The sequence below is a fragment of the Chthoniobacter sp. genome, from assembly GCF_040003245.1.
Taxonomy (GTDB): Bacteria; Verrucomicrobiota; Verrucomicrobiia; order Chthoniobacterales; family Chthoniobacteraceae; genus Chthoniobacter.
The window spans coordinates 13,253-31,175 of record NZ_JBDUCX010000058.1; the positions used below are offsets into that span (position 1 = coordinate 13,253).

The 17,923-nt window shown below is 63.1% G+C and carries 12 protein-coding genes and 1 pseudogene; all 13 read right to left on the minus strand.

Annotated elements, in window-relative coordinates; translation table 11 throughout:
- Positions 1-2: 2 nt before the first annotated feature.
- Positions 3-2,360: a prolyl oligopeptidase family serine peptidase gene (locus ABJF10_RS10180; protein WP_348544451.1), complete on the minus strand. Its 2,358-nt coding sequence runs from the start codon at positions 2,358-2,360 to the stop codon at positions 3-5.
- Positions 2,361-2,368: 8 nt separating this feature from the next.
- Positions 2,369-4,126: a DUF885 domain-containing protein gene (locus tag ABJF10_RS10185; RefSeq protein ID WP_348544452.1), complete on the minus strand. Its 1,758-nt coding sequence runs from the start codon at positions 4,124-4,126 to the stop codon at positions 2,369-2,371.
- Complete coding sequence (locus ABJF10_RS10190; RefSeq protein ID WP_348544453.1) at positions 4,123-5,058, minus strand: proline racemase family protein; 936 nt, start codon at positions 5,056-5,058, stop codon at positions 4,123-4,125. Before ABJF10_RS10190 ends, ABJF10_RS10185 begins: the two co-directional genes overlap by 4 nt.
- 9 nt (positions 5,059-5,067) lie before the next feature.
- Positions 5,068-6,321: an aminopeptidase P family protein gene (locus tag ABJF10_RS10195; RefSeq protein WP_348544462.1), complete on the minus strand. Its 1,254-nt coding sequence runs from the start codon at positions 6,319-6,321 to the stop codon at positions 5,068-5,070.
- 64 nt (positions 6,322-6,385) lie between these two features.
- A complete protein-coding gene (locus ABJF10_RS10200; RefSeq protein ID WP_348544454.1) occupies positions 6,386-7,336 on the minus strand; it encodes a dihydrodipicolinate synthase family protein in 951 nt (316 codons plus the stop codon).
- Positions 7,337-7,423: 87 nt separating this feature from the next.
- Complete coding sequence (locus ABJF10_RS10205; protein WP_348544455.1) at positions 7,424-8,182, minus strand: HesA/MoeB/ThiF family protein; 759 nt, start codon at positions 8,180-8,182, stop codon at positions 7,424-7,426.
- A gap of 4 nt (positions 8,183-8,186) precedes the next feature.
- A complete protein-coding gene (locus ABJF10_RS10210; protein ID WP_348544456.1) occupies positions 8,187-8,867 on the minus strand; it encodes an ATP-binding cassette domain-containing protein in 681 nt (226 codons plus the stop codon).
- Positions 8,864-9,667 carry an ABC transporter permease gene (locus ABJF10_RS10215; protein ID WP_348544457.1) on the minus strand — a complete coding sequence of 268 codons (804 nt, stop codon included), beginning with the start codon at positions 9,665-9,667 and terminating at the stop codon, positions 8,864-8,866. The genes ABJF10_RS10210 and ABJF10_RS10215 overlap by 4 nt, the downstream gene beginning before the upstream one ends.
- The gene (locus ABJF10_RS10220; protein WP_348544458.1) at positions 9,649-11,181 is read right to left on the minus strand and encodes a substrate-binding domain-containing protein; all 1,533 of its coding nucleotides are present in this window, start codon (positions 11,179-11,181) and stop codon (positions 9,649-9,651) included. Before ABJF10_RS10220 ends, ABJF10_RS10215 begins: the two co-directional genes overlap by 19 nt.
- A complete protein-coding gene (locus tag ABJF10_RS10225; RefSeq protein ID WP_348544459.1) occupies positions 11,178-12,200 on the minus strand; it encodes a hypothetical protein in 1,023 nt (340 codons plus the stop codon). Before ABJF10_RS10225 ends, ABJF10_RS10220 begins: the two co-directional genes overlap by 4 nt.
- Positions 12,201-12,325: 125 nt before the next feature.
- On the minus strand, positions 12,326-16,294 hold the full coding sequence (locus ABJF10_RS10230; protein WP_348544460.1) for a PQQ-binding-like beta-propeller repeat protein: 3,969 nt from the start codon (positions 16,292-16,294) through the stop codon (positions 12,326-12,328).
- A gap of 222 nt (positions 16,295-16,516) precedes the next feature.
- Positions 16,517-17,632, minus strand: coding sequence for a hypothetical protein (locus ABJF10_RS10235; RefSeq protein WP_348544461.1), 1,116 nt, complete (start codon positions 17,630-17,632; stop codon positions 16,517-16,519).
- A gap of 1 nt (position 17,633) precedes the next feature.
- Positions 17,634-17,923 (minus strand): annotated as a pseudogene (locus ABJF10_RS10240) (hypothetical protein); the annotation flags it as partial.

Genomic DNA, 17,923 nt, shown 5'->3' on the forward strand with positions numbered 1-17,923 from the left:
GCTCACGGGTGGCGAGGTTCCACGCCGAGGAGATGGCGCACCAAGAAATCCATCCGTCGCCGGCCGCCGTAGGGGGTCTCCGCCGCGCCATGACCGGTGCCGGTCATCACGAGCAATTCGAAATCCTTGTCCGCCTTTTCCAGTGCATTTACGACCTGCATGGTCGTGGCGGGATCGACGTTGTGATCAACCTCGCCGAAGCAAAGCATCAGCGCGCCCTTCACCTTGCTGGCGTCGGCGACATTCGAATTGCGAATGTACGAGTCGTCCACCGGCCAGCCTAGCCACTGCTCATTCCACCAGATTTTGTCCATCCGGTTGTCGTGGCATCCGCAGTCGGCGAAGGCGGCTTGGTAAAAATCAGCGTGATCGATCAACGCCCGCATCGCGCTCTGCCCGCCAGCCGATCCACCGTAAATGCCGACATGCCCGAGATCCATCCACGGTCGCGTGGTCGCCGCGCTGCGGATCCAGGCAATACGATCGGGAAAACCGGCGTCCTTGAGATTCTTCCACGCCACGTCGTGAAACGCCTTGCCGCGATGGTTCGTGCCCATGCCATCGGCCTGCACGACGATGAAGCCGAGTTCCGCCAGCATGTGTTGGCGCAGCAGGCGCCCGAAGGTTTTCGGAACAAAGGCACCATGCGGCCCGGCATACACCTCCTCGAGCACGGGATATTTCCGCGCCGGATCGAAGTTGGACGGTTTGATGATAATGCCGAAGATATCCGTCTTCCCGTCGCGCCCCTTCGCGGTAAAGCGTTCCGGCATCGTCCAGCCCGCGCCGAGCAGTGCCTGCGCATCCGCGTGTTCCAGTTCACACACGAGCGCGCCGGAATCGCTCCGCCGCAACTCCGCGACCGGCACCTGATCGACGCGCGACCAGCGATCGATGAAATAGCGCCCGTCCGGTGAAAACGTCACCTCATGGTTGCCGTCGCCTTTTGTGAGTTGCACGAAACCGGTGCCGTCGAATCCCACGCGGCACAAATGCAGGTGATACGGATCCTCGTCCGCGCGCAGACCACTCCCTAAAAACCACACCACGCGTTTCTGCTCGTCCATTTTTTCGATCTCACGCACGACCCCGCGCTCACGCGTCGCCACGCCTTTCGCAGTCCCCGTGGCTGCATCGTAGAGATACAATCGGCACCAGCCATCGCGCTCGCTCATCCACAGCAACTCGCCCGTTTGGTCGAGCCAATGGCGCCATGTCTTGTGCGTATAGTCGATGAAGTTATCACTCTTTTCCTCGACTACTACACGCGGAGCGCCTGTCGCGGCGGCGACACCGATGATCCGATAGAGCTGATGCCCTCGTTGGTTATAGTCGAAATAAAACTCATTGCTGCGTGGCGACCAGCGCACCTTCACCGACAGACTCTCGGTAAACGGCGTGGGGAAGAGCGCATTATCGATCAGGGATACGTTGCGGCCGTGCATCCGCACGAGCACAGGTCGCGGATTCGGCAGGGGATCACCCGGTTTGGTGTAAGGATAGGTAATCACCTTCGGTTGAACCTGATCGCCCGGCGAGGACTCCACGATAGTCACCTGCCGCTGCGACACCTTCGCGACACTCGTGACGACGAAGCTTTGCGAATCCGGGGCCCAGGCGATCGGTCCGCGGTATTCCCGGTCGGCAGTCCCGTCCTTGGTGAGTGCGGCTGTCTCACCATTGGCGATCTGTCGCAGCACCACGTTGTGATTCTCACAGCGCGCTTCCCATCGCCCATCTGGCGAAAGGCCACCGTCGCGAGGGTGTTCGGGCTCGTCACCCGCCTCGCGCGCCGTGCCCTTGCCATCGATCACGATCTCAAGCGGTTCCGCCTTCGCTTCGAGCACCGCGAGCGTTCCACCCATAGCGTCGACAATCAGCCACACGTGACCGGCGAAGGTGTTCTGCGCCATCTCGTCGCCGGCTTTGATATGTCCGTACGTCTTGCTGTTTCCTTGGGGATCGATCCAGGACACGTCGACCGTTTCCGTGGTATGATTGAGAAAGCGAATGCGCGTCTCGACTCCTCCTTTGCGCGAGGGATGTGCCTTCTGCGTAGCGGCCTCCGAGGTCTTCAGCACTTGCTTCGGCAAGCCCAACGCGGCGGCATCCGGTGCACGCTGGGTCGCGCCACTGGCTGCGTCCACGAGCGCATATTCCCAGGCGTCCGGCCCGGTCTGCACCCGATACCAGAATTGTTGATTCCCTGGCAGCCAATGCGCATCGAAGCTCGCGCGATAGACTTTGTTCGTCGTGCGTGTTGCGAGATTGAGGGCACGCTCGTAATCCTCCGCGGACCCGCCGGCAAGGGCGGCAGCGGAGACGGCAGCGAGGACAACGGGGAGCAGATACTTAAGCATAAACAGATTCACTTCTTCTTGCGGCGGATCCATTCATCGACGCGCTGTTCGAGTAGCGAGAGTGGCATCGATCCGCCGACCAGCACCACGTCGTGAAACTCTTTCAGATCGAACTGCGGGCCAAGTTCCCGCGTGGCGCGAGCACGCAGTTCCTTGATCTTCAGTTCACCGATTTTGTAGGCGAGCGCCTGGCCGGGCCACGAAATATAGCGATCGACTTCGTTCACGATGTCCTGCTCGGAGCGCGGCGTGTTATCCCGAAAATACGCGATGGCTTGGTCTCGATCCCAATGAAAGGCGTGCAGGCCTGTATCCACGACCAACCGCACCGCACGCCACATCTCGAATGTGAGCTGCCCGAACTTGCTATAGGGATCATCATACAGCCCGAGTTCGCTCCCGAGCGATTCGCAATACAGCGCCCAACCCTCGACGTAAGCCGTGTACGCCGCGTGCTGGCGGAAGTGCGGTAGTTCCCCCTGCTCCTGGGCGAGCGCAAACTGCAGATGATGTCCGGGGACGGACTCATGCAGCGACAACACCATCATTTCCCAGCGCGGACGGGTCTCGGGCTTGTAAAGATTGACAAAGAATGTCCCCGGGCGCGACCCGTCTGCCGCCAAAGGCCGATAATAGGCCGCGGAGGTGTCGGGCGCGATGTTTTCCGGCACAGGCTCGACGCCGTAGGGCGCACGAGGGAGCGTGCGGAAGACTTTGGTCAGCGTAGGGTCGATCCGTTTGGCGGTGGCGCGATATTCGAGCAATAGCTGGCCCGCGTCGGCGCAATAGAAGCGAGGCTCGGTTCGCAGATACTGGAAGAACGCGGGCAGCGTGCCGGTGAACCCGCTGGCTGACTTGACCTTCTCCATTTCGCCGCGAATGCGGGCGACTTCGGCCAGCCCAATGTCGTGGATTTCCTGGGGGGTGAGTTTGGTCGTGGTGAATTGCCGGGCGAGGAAGGCATACATCGCGTCGCCGTCCGGCCATTGCCAGGCTCCGACCTGATCGAGGCAACCCGGCAGGTAGGCGCCGGTAAAGAAGTCGCGGAACCGCTGGTAAGCCGGCAGGACGGAATCGCGAATCGCCGCCTTCGCCGCCGCGGCGAGGCGTTCCTGCTCGGTGGCGGTGATTGTGGCGGGATATTTCTGCAAGGGTGCAAAGTACGGGCTCTGCTCGGGCTGGGTGACGATCTGCCGGGCGATCTGCGCCGGGATGCGTTGCATCGTGATCTTCGGCTGAACGAGGTGCCGCCGCAGGCCTTCGCGCATGAGGGCGATGGTCTGGTCCATGTACACGCCAAAGGACCGCAGCCGGGCGATCCAGTCCTCGTAGTCCTTCACCGTCTCGAAACGCAGCGCATCGCCGAGTTCATTTTCCGTCTGGATGCCGCCCCGCTGATCCAACGGAATGAGATAACGGCCGAACCGAAAACCCTCGAGGCTCTCTTCGAGGTTGAGGCGGAACATGTCGTAGTTGAGTTGATCGGACGCCGGCAGGCTGTCGCGTGGAATCGTGGCGAGGCGCTCCAATATTTGCTGATTGTGCAGGTGCTCGCGCTCGATGGTGGCCAGGCTCACGTCGGGCCAGCGATCATTCCAGCGCCGGTCCCCGAGCTCGGAGGCCCAGGTCGGCGAGGTTTCCATCGTGTGGTCCCACTCTTCGTCCAGCAGATGATGCAGCTTTGCGGCACGATCGTTATCCACCGCCCACGCCGGCGCCGTGGTGATGGCGACGACGGCAAAGAAAAAGGAGAAAAGGGATTTCATGATGACGTGGGAAGGCCGAAGCAAAACGGGTCGTGGGGATCGAGCAGCAGTGTGGCCTCGCCGGTTACGAAGGCCTGGCCGCTGATGGTGGGGGCAATAATGCCGCGGCTGTGATCCAGCCAGCGAAAGCTGCAGCGAAACATACTGCCGGTGATGCTTTCCTGCACCCATTCGGCGCCCTCCTCGAGTGCTCCATCCGCGGCCAGGCAAGCGAGCTTCGCGCTGGTGCCGGTGCCGCACGGCGAGCGGTCGTAGGCCTGGCCGGGGCAGAGCACGAAATTGCGGGAATCGCCGCTGCACTGCGGTTCGCCGAAAAGTTCGACGTGATCCACCTCGGGAAAACCGCCGGCGTTCACCGCCAGTCGCATCCGCCACGCCATCTCCGTCAGCCGCTCGGCGTTCGCCAGCGCCAACCGTTCAGCGCCGCTCTTCGTCAGGAAAAACCAATTGCCGCCCCACGCCACATCGCCGGTCACCTCACCGATTTCGGGCACACGCACTCGCACCCCTTTCGCGCGTCGATAGCTCGGCACATTCACCAAGGATGCACGCCCCCCGCCATGCCACCTGGCCTCCACCACGCCGACCGGTGTCTCGATCCGAAACGTGCCATCTTCGATCCGGCCGAGATGCGCGAGCGTGGCCGCCACGCCGATCGTGCCGTGCCCACACATGCCGAGGTAGCCCATGTTGTTGAAAAAGATCGCGCCGATTGAGCACGAGGGGTCGTTGGGTTCGCAGAGCAGCGCGCCCACGAGCACCTCCGAGCCGCGTGGCTCTTTCACCACCGCCGTGCGAAAGTCGTCGTGCCGGTCACGCAGGATCGCCAGGCGCTCGCTCATCGGGCCGTTGCCCAGGTTCGGTCCGCCGGCGATTACCACCCGCGTCGGCTCACCCCCCGTATGGGAATCGATGACGGTGATCTTTTCCATCCGGGATGACTAGCGACGGGCGCGCGATTTCCTTCCCTTGCCGGCCATCAGCGACTCAATCTCGCCCGCCTCCATCGGGGTGTCGGACATCAAGCTCGCCGGTCCTTGGGCGGTGATCAGCACCGTATCCTCGAGCCGCACGCCGAGCTTCTCCGCGGGAATGTAGATGCCCGGCTCGCACGTTACGACCCAGCCGGCCTGCATCGGCGCGCCGATTACCGAAACGTCGTGCACATCGAGGCCGATCGGATGTCCAATGCCGTGCATGAAATATTTCCGCAGCGCCTTCTTTTCCGGTCCCTGTTTGCGCACCTCGGCGGCGGAGATCAATTTCAAGTCGACCAGCTCTTTCGTCATCGTTTCATCGGCGAGATCGCGCCAGGCGCGCGGCGTGAGACCTGGTTTGAGCGCCGCTTCGCACACCCGATACACGCGCAGCACCGCATCGTAGATCTGCCGCTGGCGGCGCGTGAATTTGCCATTTACCGGGATGGTGCGTGTGAGATCCGCATGGTAGTTCGCATAACACGCCGCCGCGTCGAGGAGCAGCATTTCGCCGTCTCGGCAGGGTGCGCTGTTTTCGCTGTAGTGCAGTGCGCAGGCATTCGCGCCAGATCCGATGATCGGCGAATACGCGAACCCCGCATTCTGCGAAATGAACTCGTGGGCCAGCTCCGCCTCCACCTGCGTTTCCGTGATGCCCGGCTTGATGAAACGAGCGATGCGACGGAAGCCGTCGTCCGTGATCGCGCACGCCCGGCGCAGCAGCGCCACCTCGGTCTCGGATTTCACCGCGCGCAAGGCGTGGAGCAGGGGAGCCAGCCGCTGATAACGATGCAGCGGATATGTGTGTCGCGTATCGCGCACGAACCGCGCCTCGCGCGTCTCGACGGTCACCGCCGCACGCGGGTGTTCGTTGGCGTTGAGGTAGACATTCTCCGCCTCGCACATCAGCCCGCGAAAGAGCCCCGGAAATTCCGACAACCATTCGACCCGCGCGACGCCCGAGATGGCTTTCGCTTCGTCCCTGGAGAGGCGCTTCCCCTCCCACGTCTCGACGAGCGGCGAAGTCTCGCGCAGGAAAAGAATTTCCCGGCTTCGTTCGTCGGATGCCTCGGGAAAAAGGACGAGGAGCGATTCTTCCTGCTCGATGCCCGTGAGGTAGAAGAGATCGGCGTTGGGCTGAAGCATGAGCGTGCCGTCCGCGTTGGTCGGCAGCACGTCGTTGTTATTCAAGGCGACCAGCGACTTCGGCCGCAGCAGCCGTCAGAGCCGTTCGCGGTTTTCGATGAAGAGTTGTGGGGAGATGGGGGCGTGGCGCATGGATCTATTTCTTCGGCACTTTCGGCGCGGCCGCAATCCCGTCGTGAATGATCTTCAGCACCGCCTTGCGTTCTGCGCCGGCGAGCGGCAACCGCGGCGCGCGAGTCCATTCCCTGCCCAGTCCGCACTCCTGCACGCAGAGCTTGATATACTGCACAAATTTCACGTGCGTATCGAGATGCAGCAAGGGCGTGAACCAGCGGTAAATCTCCACCGCTTTCTGCCACTTACCGGCCTGCATCAACTCCCACAGATATTGATTCTGCGCGGGAAAAGCGATGCCGGTGCCAGCGACCCAGCCATCGATGCCGAGCACCGCCGATTCGAGCGCCAGGTCGTCCACGCCCGTGAAGATGGCAAAGCGATCTCCCACCGTATTGCGCAGGTCCGTGATCCGCCGGGTATTGCCGGAGCTTTCCTTCAGCGCGACGAAATTCGGCACTTCGGCCAGCCGTGCGAACAGCTCCGGCGTGATGTCGTTCCCGTAGGAAATTGGGTTGTTATAGATCATGATTGGCAACCCGGTGGCCTTGGCCACGGTGCGGAAGTGCGCCAGCGTCTCGGCGGGATCGGGTGTCTTGTAAATCATCGCGGGCAGGAGCATCACGCCATCGGCGCCGAGCGCCTCGCAATCGCGCGCATAGCGGCCGGCTTCGGCGGTGGTGGTCTCGGCGACCCCGCTCAGCACCGGGATGCGTCCGCCCACGGTGCGCACCAACTCACGCACCACGGTCCGCTTCTCTTCACCCGAGAGCATTTGGTTTTCGCCCAGTGAGCCGAGGATCACGAGACCGGTGATGCCGCTATCGATCAGCGCTTCCGCATGGTGCGTCGTGGCCTCGATATCGAGCGAACCGTCACGGTTCATCTGCGTCGTGATTGCCGGGAACACGCCTTGCCAGCGAGGCGGGGATGGACGCGGCTTCGAGGTGGAGGAACGAGCGGGGGCTTTCATTGAATCCGGCGACTTTATGGGAAACGCCCCACCGCATCTTGTCTGAAAACGATCGTGAAACGCGGAGAATCGAACCAGAGTCGTCTCTCACCGCCCGCCGCAAATGGGACAGTCCTTGCGCCGGGAAATCTTCAGCCGGTGAAAACGCATCGTGCCCAGGTCCATGGTGAGCAAGGTGCCGGCCAGGGACTGGCCGAGACCAGTCAGCAGCTTGATCACCTCCACGGCCGCCAGGCAACCGACCGTGCCCGACACCGCGCCGATCACGGGAAATTGCCGCTTCCAATCCGGGGGCGGCTCCGGGTTCAGGCAGCGCAGGCACGGCGTTTGGTGCGGCAGGATCGTCGTGACATGCGCTTCCAGGGAATACATGGCGCACTCCACCATCGGCTTGCCGGCGGCGACGGCGGCCTCGTTCAAGGCGTAGCGTTCCTCGAAGAGGGGCGCGGCATCGACCACCACATCGGCCTGCGCGACGAGCGCGGCCGCGCTTCCTTCGCTCACATTCGATTCGACGGCGACAATCTCGAGGCGCGGATTCAATTCCTGCAAGCGCCGCACCACGGCCGGCAAACGCGCTTCGCCGATCCGCGCGTGGGACTGTTGCAGATGGCGGTTCAAGTCGCTCGGCTTCACTTTGCCCCCCATCGCCAGTACCAGCTTGCCGACTCCCGCCGCGGCCAGTTGATACGCGACGACTCCGCCGAGTCCCCCCACTCGCGAGATCAGCACCGAAGCGCCCTTGAGCTTGCGCTGGCCTTCCTCGCCAAATCCCGGCACCCACATCTGCCACTCGTAGATGGCGCGTTCCTCGGCGGTGAGTTTTGGGAAAGGGTGGGGGTTCATCCGCTCAAGCAGGTTTGGTCGTTTCGGATGAACGCGGCGAAGGGAGAGGGGTTTCGGTGATCCTCCCGTCGGCGAGACGAAAGAGCACGTCCGCCAGCAATTTCGCTTCCGTACGGCTGTGGGTGATGTGCAGCGCGGTCACCCCGTGTTCGCGCTGCACGCGCCGGAGCAGGGCGGCGAGATCGTCGCGCAGTTCTTCATCGAGCGCGCTGAGCGGTTCGTCGAGGAGCAGCACCTTCGGCCGCGCCGCGAGCGCGCGGCCCAGCGCCACGCGCTGGCGTTCGCCGCCGGAAAGACCTTGCGGCAGGCGTTCGAGCAGCGCGGTCAGGCCGAGCTCGGTGGCCAGTTGATCCACGCGCTCGGCAATCTCGGCGGCGGGACGTCGCCGCAAGCGGAGGGCGAAGCCGAGTTGTTCGCGGACCGTCATCGTCGGAAACATCGCCCCATCCTGTGGCACATAGCCCACACCACGGGCCGCGGGCAGGTCATGAGTCACCTCGCGATCACCGATGAGCACGCGCCCACCCAGCGGGCGGCGCAGGCCGCAAATGATTTCGAGCAGCGTGGTCTTGCCGCAACCGGTGCGGCCCATGAGCACGCCGTAACTCCCCGTGGGAATGGACACGCTGAGGTCTTCGAGCCGAAAGGTCCCGGCGCGCCAGGCGATGGACTCGAGCTGGATCACAGTTTCTCCCCCATGAAACGCACCGCCACCAGCACGATGAGCGCGAGTGCGACCATCAGCAGGCTCACGGCGACCGCGGCTTCGAGCCGGCCCACGCTGAGTTCGATGAAAACGCTGGTCGGCAGCACTTCCGTCTTCAAGCGAGTGGCCCCGGCAAAGACCAGGATCGGGCCGAACTCCCCAAGGCTGCGCGCCCAAGCGATGCTGAAGGCCGCAAACATGCCACGTCGCGAGGCAGGCAGCGTCACCAGCCACACCGCTTGTCCGCGCGAGCAGCCGAGCGTCATCGCCACGTCCTCCGGGCGGGATGATAGATGATCGAAGACACCGCGCATCGTGCGCACGGCAAACGCCGCGCCAATCACGAATTGCGCGAGGACCACGCCGGCCACGGTGTAGGTAAATGGGATCACGCGCTCGATCATCTTGCCGGCGGGCGTCTGGAAGAAGATCAGCAGGCACAGTCCGACGACCATCGGCGGCAGGACGATCGGGATATCGAGCGCCGCGTCGAGCCACGCTTTCCCATAGAAACGCCCGCGCGAAAGGAGATACCCGACCGGCACGGCGAGCAACAGCGCCAGCAGCGCCGAGGTGGTGCAGGAGACAAGGCTGAGCCCGATCGAAAAGCGAATCTCCCGTGAATCCAGGGCCGCCCACAAATGCTGCGGTGTGGTGTAGGCCGCGGTCGAGCCGAGCAGTGCCAGGAGAAAGGCGAGATACAGGCCGGTGACCAGCGTGAGGCCACACCAAAATGGGGAAACCCGCACGGACGGCGCCGTCATTTGTTCTTCAGCCAATCGGGGATGACGATGTCTTTGCTTTGCACCGCAGTTTCCTCGCCGCGCCATTGAAAACCAGCCTGCTCAAACTGCGCGCGATTCGACTTGAGAAAAGCCAGCAGGCGCTGCCCAAGACGCGCGTTGGGCGAGTCGGCGCGGACGGCGAAAGGTTGCACGGCGTGCGCGCCTTCGTGCTGAATCGGGAGGTAATCGAGGAACTCCGCGGATGGCTGGAAGTTCACGCGATAGACGATGGCGGCATCGAGCGCACCGACGCGCATCTGGTTCACGAGCAGATCGGCCGTGGGCGTTTCGACGACGACGTTTTTGTGCACGCTTTCCTGGAGGCCGGACGACTTGAGCATGCCCCGCGTCATGTAGCCCAGCGTCGCCTGTTCCGCGTTGCAGAGACCGACCTTCAAGTTCGGCTGCGCAAGATCGGCGAGGGTCTTGACGCCGTGCGGATTGCCTTTCGGCACGACGATGCCGATGTCCGTCTCGGTGAGAATGACGGCCTCGGGAAAGACATCCGCGACCGGTGGGACGAAGCACAGATCGCAAGCGTAGTAGGCGTCGGGAAATTTCGGATTGCTCGTGCCGCCCATCGTTTTCATCGAGGCGCAGAGGATACCACAGCCGTTGAAGACGGTGGTGAGCTTGATGCCTTCGCGGTCGCGAAATTGGCCGAGCAGGCCTTCAATCGCGGGCCGGTTCACGCCCCCGCTGTAGAGAATCAGTTCCGGCACGTCGACCCACTTGTCGCCGCCCGCGGGGGTAAAGCCATTCTCCTTGAAGATCGCTCCGCCCTTTTCCGGCGCTGTGAGATAGCGGGCGAAGCGGAGCGCCGCGGTCGGCTGTGTGGAAAAGGAGAGGACGCAGGCGGAGGCATTTTCCTTGGACTTCTCGAGTTCAGGCACATCGATGGCTTGGGTTTCCTTGAATTGCGCGGCGGTCGCGTCCCAGATGATTCCTGCATCCACGGTGCCAAGGCTGACATCCGCGGCGATCTCGGTGACGGTCGGTTTCATCACCGTCGCATGTGCGGCGAGTTTTTCCCAAGTTTCACCGAGCGCCTTGCGCGAGACGCGCGAAATGCTGGCTGCCTCTGGATTGGCCAGCGCCACTTTCACGTCATCTCGCAGCAGGTCGGCGAGGGCCAGGACATTTTTTGGATTACCCTTGTGCACGGCAATGACCGGATGTTGGACGGCGAGCGGGAGGACCTCGCGAATGGTGTCACCCTTGCGTGCGTCGGCCACCGAACCTTCATCGGCGGCGATGAAAAGGTCGCCCTGCTTCGCCACGCGCAACGCACTGAGCAGCGTGCCGGTGCCGCCGAATTGCAGCCGCACTTCCACGCCGGTTTCCTGGCGGTACTGCTCGGCAATGGCGTCGACGGGCTTCTTGAGCCCGGCCGCGCAATAGATAGTCAACGTCGGGGTTCCGGCGGAAGGGGCGAAGCGGTGCTGGTAGATCGCCACACCACCGAGGAGCACGGCAAGCAGAAGAAAAATGGCGGCGAGTTTTTTCACGGTTGGCCTCGCATTGTGCGCCACGCGAGGGCGCTGCCAAGCAGAAGCATGACTACTGCCGCGAATCCGGCGGTGCGGCCTGCGTCGCGATTCGCAGGCAGGGCGGTTTTGGCTGGCGCAATCGCGGCCATGGTGACCGTCTCCACTTTCAGCGGCTTCGCGAAAGCCGGATTTGAAACCCGGACCACCTCCGTGGGCGCTTCGGCATTTTTCGGATAGCCGATGGCTTGCAGGGCCCCGTCCCAATCCACGTTGAGCAGCAAGTCCCAACCGGGATTCATACGCTTCACCTGGCAGGAACAGGCGCCGAGCAGGAACATGCACGCCTCGTCGATTTGTTCGTCGCCGAAACCCTCCGCCGGCCACGCGCCGAGCACGCGACCGCGGCCAAAGACCAGCGCCAGCCAGGGGCCGGTGGACGGCGCAGTGTCGTGTTTCGGGCCGGCCAGCATTTTCAAAAACGGCTGCTCGGCCGCGTCGTCCCAGTGCACGCGCAGGAGGGAAAACTTCACCCGCAGGACCGGCCCCGGGCCGAGTTCACTGGAGGGATCGTCGGGATCGATCTGCGGGATGTCGGCGGCTTGTTCGAGATAATGCAGCCGCTTCTCCAGCGCGGCTGCGGCGCGGTCGTCGGCTTGGCGGTCCCCACTCTCGACCAGCAGCCAGACGGCAGTTTCGCCGGCGAGGATGCGATGGGCGAGCTCCGTGCGGGCGGGTGAATCAGTGAGCAATGGCAGCGTGCTGGAACCCAGTGCATCGGACCACATCGGCGCTGCGCCCTCGGCGGCGTGCGGAAAGGTAAGGCGCGAGGGACTGGTCTCGTTCGAGCGGACCGGCGCGAGATTCAGCGGTGTGCTGTCGGTGAAGTTCCGCAGAAACCGCGCGACCGCTTCGTCCTTCGCGTCGTCAACCGAGACTTCGAGTCCATAGGCGTCCGCTGGCCAGCGATCCAGCGCGTAACGGAAGACGGGCACCGAGCAGGCGTGCAGCGTCGCGGCCAGTGAGAGGAAGAGAACCACGAAGACACGAAGTCGCGAAGTGGATTGGTGGTAACTCCCGGCGCGTGGGGACACGCGCCCTACCCCCCCTCTTTGTGTCTTCGTGCCTTTGTGGTTAAAATAGGCGAGGCGCCTCATCATAGGCGCTACTTTCGTCCGTAACACGTCACTTTTCCATCGACACTGGCGACGTACAGCCGGCCTTGCGCGATGGCCATGCCATCCCACACCGGTGGGCTGTCGAGCTTCACGTCACCTGCGATTTCGCCCTTGTCCGTCTTCACCGCGAGCAGGGTGCCGCCGGATTTTCCATCCAGCGCCGCGTCCTGTTCCTCGAGGTCTTTATAAATGGCCGGATCCTTCTGCGACATCCGTTGGAACGCATATTCCTCGTCGATCATGTCCGGTGGGCCGCTCACGAAGACCGTGCCTTTCGCCATGGCCATCGCCCGGGCAAAGACGGGCGAATGCGTGTTCCATTGGTGTTGCACAAAGCTGCCGGCGGGGAGCTTGGCGGCGGCCTGCTCCTGGTCGCCCCCCTTGGCATTCTCTCCGGCGACTACCGGGGCCGCATTGCCTGCTTTATGGAACCACAGTGCCTTGCCGCTCTTACCCTTGCCAATATCGATGCCGCTCATCGCGCCGATCAGCACGCCACCGGCGTCATCGCCCGCCGTGCCGGTATCGAAGCTGCACGCGATGAGCGCGCCGTTGCCGCGCTTGATGTAATTGCCGCCATTGGCGTGTTCGAGCATGTCGCCTTCGCCGAGTGCCTTCGGCCACACCGCAAATTGATCGAGCAGGCCGGTGTACGGCGCGCCGTTGCCGAAATCGCTCACCTTCGAGCCGGGGGCATCGCCTAATACGAGCCCCTGGTTCGGGCGGCGGGCGATGAACCCGGTGGCTTTCGTTTCCGCGGCGAGCTGCCCATCCACAAAGAGGAGCAGCTTTTTGTCGGCGGTGAGCACGCCGGCGATGTGGTGCCAGCCTTGATCGAGCGCCCGTGCGGACTCCGCCGTGGCCAGCGTCTTCTCCGCGCGCACGGAGAAACCGGGGCGTCCTTCCTGCAAGGCGAGCGCGTAACCGGTAGCGCCTCCGCCATGCTGTGCAATGACCCCGTCGGGGCCGTCGGGCAGGATCCACGCTTCAACCGTCAGCGGCGTATTCGAAGGATCGATCTTCGTGGCGTCAAACTTCACCGACGGGTGCACCGCCGCTGCTTTCGCGGCGGCCGCCGCCGCCTGCTTTTTCTTCGCGCCGCCCCCGCCCCCTTCGTTCGCGTTTACGACCACATCGGGCGCGTCCTTCGAGGCGGAGAAGAGCTGATGCTCCATCGTCGTCGTCCACTTGTAATATTGCGGCAGGCGCGAATAGCCGAAGACGTTCTTGTCGTCGTGCACGAGGATGCGGCCCTCGGGTGTGTATTTGCCCGCCTGGAAATAGCCGCTGTGGCCGCCGGCAAAGCTCTTGCCGAAAACCCAGTAGCTGCGGTGAAACCAGGTGTCGTCGAGGAAACCCATCGGGGCGAAAAGGTGCCGTCCTTCGCCTTTTTGGGCGGAGCCTTGCAGTACGGGATTGCCGCTCACGGGCCCGATATCGATGCGCACGCCATCGTCGCCGATCTTCTGCGAGCGCAGATACATCACCTTGCCGTCACTCGAGAGAATGTCGTTGAGCGCCACGGGCATCTGCAGCGTCTTGTGGCGCTCCTGCAAGCTGTGGTCGGGCGCGTCGGGATCCTTGTCGTCGTAAACCTGCTCGACCTGCTTCTTGCCCGTCGCCGCATCGAGGCGCAGGAAACGCAGCCCGCCATCGAGGAAGCAGGAGCGCCCGGCCACCAGGCTGATCACGCCCTTTTCCTCGAGCACGCTGCCGTGTACCGGCCACACGCTCTCGACCTGCTCGAAGGCGCCGTGCTGGCGCGCATTCGGCGCGGCCTGGAAACGCCAGATGAGCGCGCCATCGCTTTCGCGTAGGCAATACACCCAGCCATCCATGCAGCCGAAGAGCACGCGACCCTGCCAGATCGTGGGCGGCGAATCGACGCGTGCCCCGGCGATGAAGTGCCAGAGCGGCTGGCCGGTGTTCGCGTCGAGGGCATGGAGCGTGTGTGCGTCGATTTGCGACACGAAGGCCTTGCCATCGGCGACGGTCATGGCGCTGAGCTTCCCGCCGAGGTCCGCGCTCCAGGCCTTGCTGAGATCGTTGGCCAGCGGCTGGTCGGCGTAACCGCTGCGCTCGGTATCGTGGCGATAGGTTGGCCAGTCGAGCGCGCCCGATTTTTTGTCGTCCAGCGGTTGCCCCCACGCTGGGCCGTGCTCGAGGCGCTGCTCATCGGGTGGCACCGCGGGATACGGCGACGTGGCTGCGGAGAGCGCATTCAAGCCGTCGAGTTTTGCCTCCGGGTAGCACGCGCAATTGTGTGGCCCCGCATAGGTGAGCCCGTTCGCCGGCAATACTCCGTAAAGGCAGGCGCCGCGCACCCAGTGGTCGAGATTCCAGTGCTCCTTGTTGATGTCCACGTACTCGATCCCGGTGCGCGACGGGATGATGTAATCCTCCGTTGCCTTGGCGATGTAACAGCGGTGATGAAACCAATACGTGCCATCCGGCACATCGGGCGAAAACTGTTTCTTCTCCGCTCCGGTGCGCGGATCGCGGCCGATGAATTCGCCCGAACTATTGCTGTTCGTCGTCGGCGCATTCCACACCAGCCCACCGGCCACGATCAGGTCTTCCGGCGAGCGGTAGCCGGATTTTTGGTGCGGTGCTTTCCACAGTTCCTTGCCGCTGGTGGCATCGATCCCTTTCTCCGAGCCATCGCCGCCGGCGTAGAGAATGGTCTCGCCGGTGATCAGCACGCGCGGGCCGAAGTTGTATTCCAGCAGGCTGCGCTTCGGCTCGGATTCGCTGGCCCAACGCTGCTCACCGCTCTTCGCGTCGAGGCAGATGAGCTGGTCGCCATTGTAGTAAACCACGTGCCGGCCGTCGCTCGCCAGGGTGATGGGCGCGATGAGCGTGTTCTCTTTTTTCCATAGAAGCTGGCCGGTGTTCGCATCCACCGCCACGAGCATGCGCGGTTTCTTGTCCCACTCGTATTCGTCCTGCACGCGCTTTTGATCGCTCTGTAGTTTTGGCGCGTAGTCCTTCAGCGCCCAGTCGCCGGGATTGACCAGCGAGTAGAGCACGCCGTCGACGTGCAGGATTTCCTCTGCGCCCTTGGTGTCGGGATAGGTGCGGATGACCTTGCCCGTCGCACCGTCGACGCGCGCGATGGGTTCGCCGATGCCGAGCGTCACGAAGATGTGATCGCCATCCGCGACCAACCGGCGCGTGAGCTGCGTGGGACCCGACTTCAGCGGCCACATGTGATCGCTCCAATTCTCGATCGGCTTTTTCCACAGTATCATGCCGTTGAAGGCGTCGCGCGCCATGAGGCTCCAGTGCGAAGGCAGCAGGATCGAGACACGCGAGCCCTCGTCCATGATGTAATAGATGCGGCCGCCGGCGGAGACCTCCGCGCTGAGCGATGACATGCGATCGTGATGCCGGGACCAGCGCGGGCTGCCCACCCATTGCAAGCGCGTGGGTGGCCCGACTTGTTTGTCCTTCGAGACGGCATTGCCCTTGGCGTCGTAGTAGTAGTGCGTCCATTCGTCGAACACGCCGGACTTTGGCTTCACCGTCTTCTGCCACTCGTTGCCTTGCTTGATCAGCGCGACGCCGTTCGGGACCAGCACGCGCTGGATCTCTTCCATCGAGATGCCGCCGGTGTTTTCGGCGACGAGGAGGTTCACGAAGTTATCGATGTAGGGGAGCGCCTTGCCGTCGAAGCGATCGACGCTCACCGGCCCATAACCACCCTTGGCGAAAAGCGTCTCGCGGACCTTCGCCACGCGCGCCGCGTCGGTGTCGAGGCCTTGCACGGTGTAGCTGTCATTCGCGTGTAGTGCGGCGGTGAGCGCGCCATCACCGATCCCGAGATGGACGACGAGCCCACCCTGCACGCCGGACTTTTCCAGGATGGCCTGCGCCTCCGCCGCCGGCTCTGCATGGACGATCGCAGTGGAAGCGAGACAGCAAACCGCGCAGAGGAGGGCGAGGGGATTTTTCATTGGGGGTTGAACCGCATCTTCTCCCGTTGGTTCTGTTAAATCAACGTCCGCGCCAAGCTGTGCACGACTGGCGCCAAAAATCATGGCGGTGGAAAATTTAATTCCAATTAATTCCCACCAGTAACGATTTGTTTAACATAAGTATATAATATATATTGCGTATGTATATAAATATGCGGGGTCTAATTTAATCGCCTGCGGGCTATGGCGGTCTCCTCCGGGCTATTGGTAAAGCCGCTCTTCCTTCGGAATATCGTCGACCTTCCATTTTCCAGAGAAGAGGCGGAGGATTCTCTTCGGGCGGTTGCCTTCCAGCAACGTCACCGGCTTGAACTTGATCCGGATCCCGCTGTCGCCGGGGCCGGGAGGGACATTTTGCAATTCGAGGACGTCGCCCTTCATCCGGTCGCTGCCTTGATCGTAGGTGCGCAGCGAGTCCTCCGCCACGGCCGACGACACGGGCGCGTTGACCGCGAAATCCTCCAGCAGCTTCGGATCGAACCCCGCGAACAGCGCCATGGTGATGATGCCTTGCTGGTTGTCCACTTCCTCGACCCAGCCGGCGAGACCGTGCTCGCGTTGGAACTGGCGGTGCACTTCCACTTGCTGCGCGCTGGCCACGGTGCGGCTTTCCGCATCCAGCCAGATATCGGTGCAACGGCCCGGACCCTTGAGCGTGCAGACGGTGAGATTGATCAAGACGGATTGCCCCGGCGTGAGATCGGCGAGCCCGCCAATGGCTCGCCCCTTCCAAACCCGCGTCGCCGCGTTCACCACGAAGGCCGTGGGCTTCGCCTCGGCCTGTGGCCCCTCGGCGCCGACGCTCGTGACCGTGAGCGTGCCCTTTTCCAAATCGACCGCACCCACCCGCCACACGCGCTGCTGCCGGACGAAGAAGCTGAAGTCATCCTCGAGACGGACCGCCTTGGTGAACGCGCCTTTGCCATCCTTCCCGGCCTTCTCCTCGAAATAGAACTGCCCGTGCAAATGCGTGCCGATGGGAATGTCGCGCATCTCCGCCGGCGCACCGTGGTAGCTCAGTGAGCCGAAAGACAACATGGTGAACGGCAACTGTTCATCCCAATGGCTGCGGCTGATCGCATCCGTGCGGTCCTGCCGCAGAATGCCGGAGCGGTTGAGGTGATCGAGAGCGATCAGCTCTCCCGCAATGTGGTGCGCCGAGCCTTCCGGCGGAAATTCGCCGGGCTTGAGCTGGAACCACGGGAGCTTTTCGTCGCCGCCATCGGTGCGGAACGCAAACGCTTGCGCGAAGGACGAAGGCGGAATGCCGAACGACACCAGCAACCCCCACAGGCAGACGAGGACGCGCGGATTCATCCTAGGCCACGACTTCCGACACCGGCCCGAGACTGTCGACGAACTGCTCCGCGTTCACTTCCATCTTCTGCATCATCGTCAACAGCAGATTAGTCAGGCGGGCATTGCCGTCGGTGGGCTTGTGGCACAGGCCGTAATGCTCGGCGGCGTTCGCCAGGTTGTAGTTCTTGATGCCCGGCAGGTTGTAGTCGATGTGCTGGCCATGTTTCAGGCCGAGCCCCTTCCCGCCGGCGAGGATCGTCGGGAGATTGGCGTTGCCGTGACTGTGGCCGTAGCTCATGCCGCTGCCGA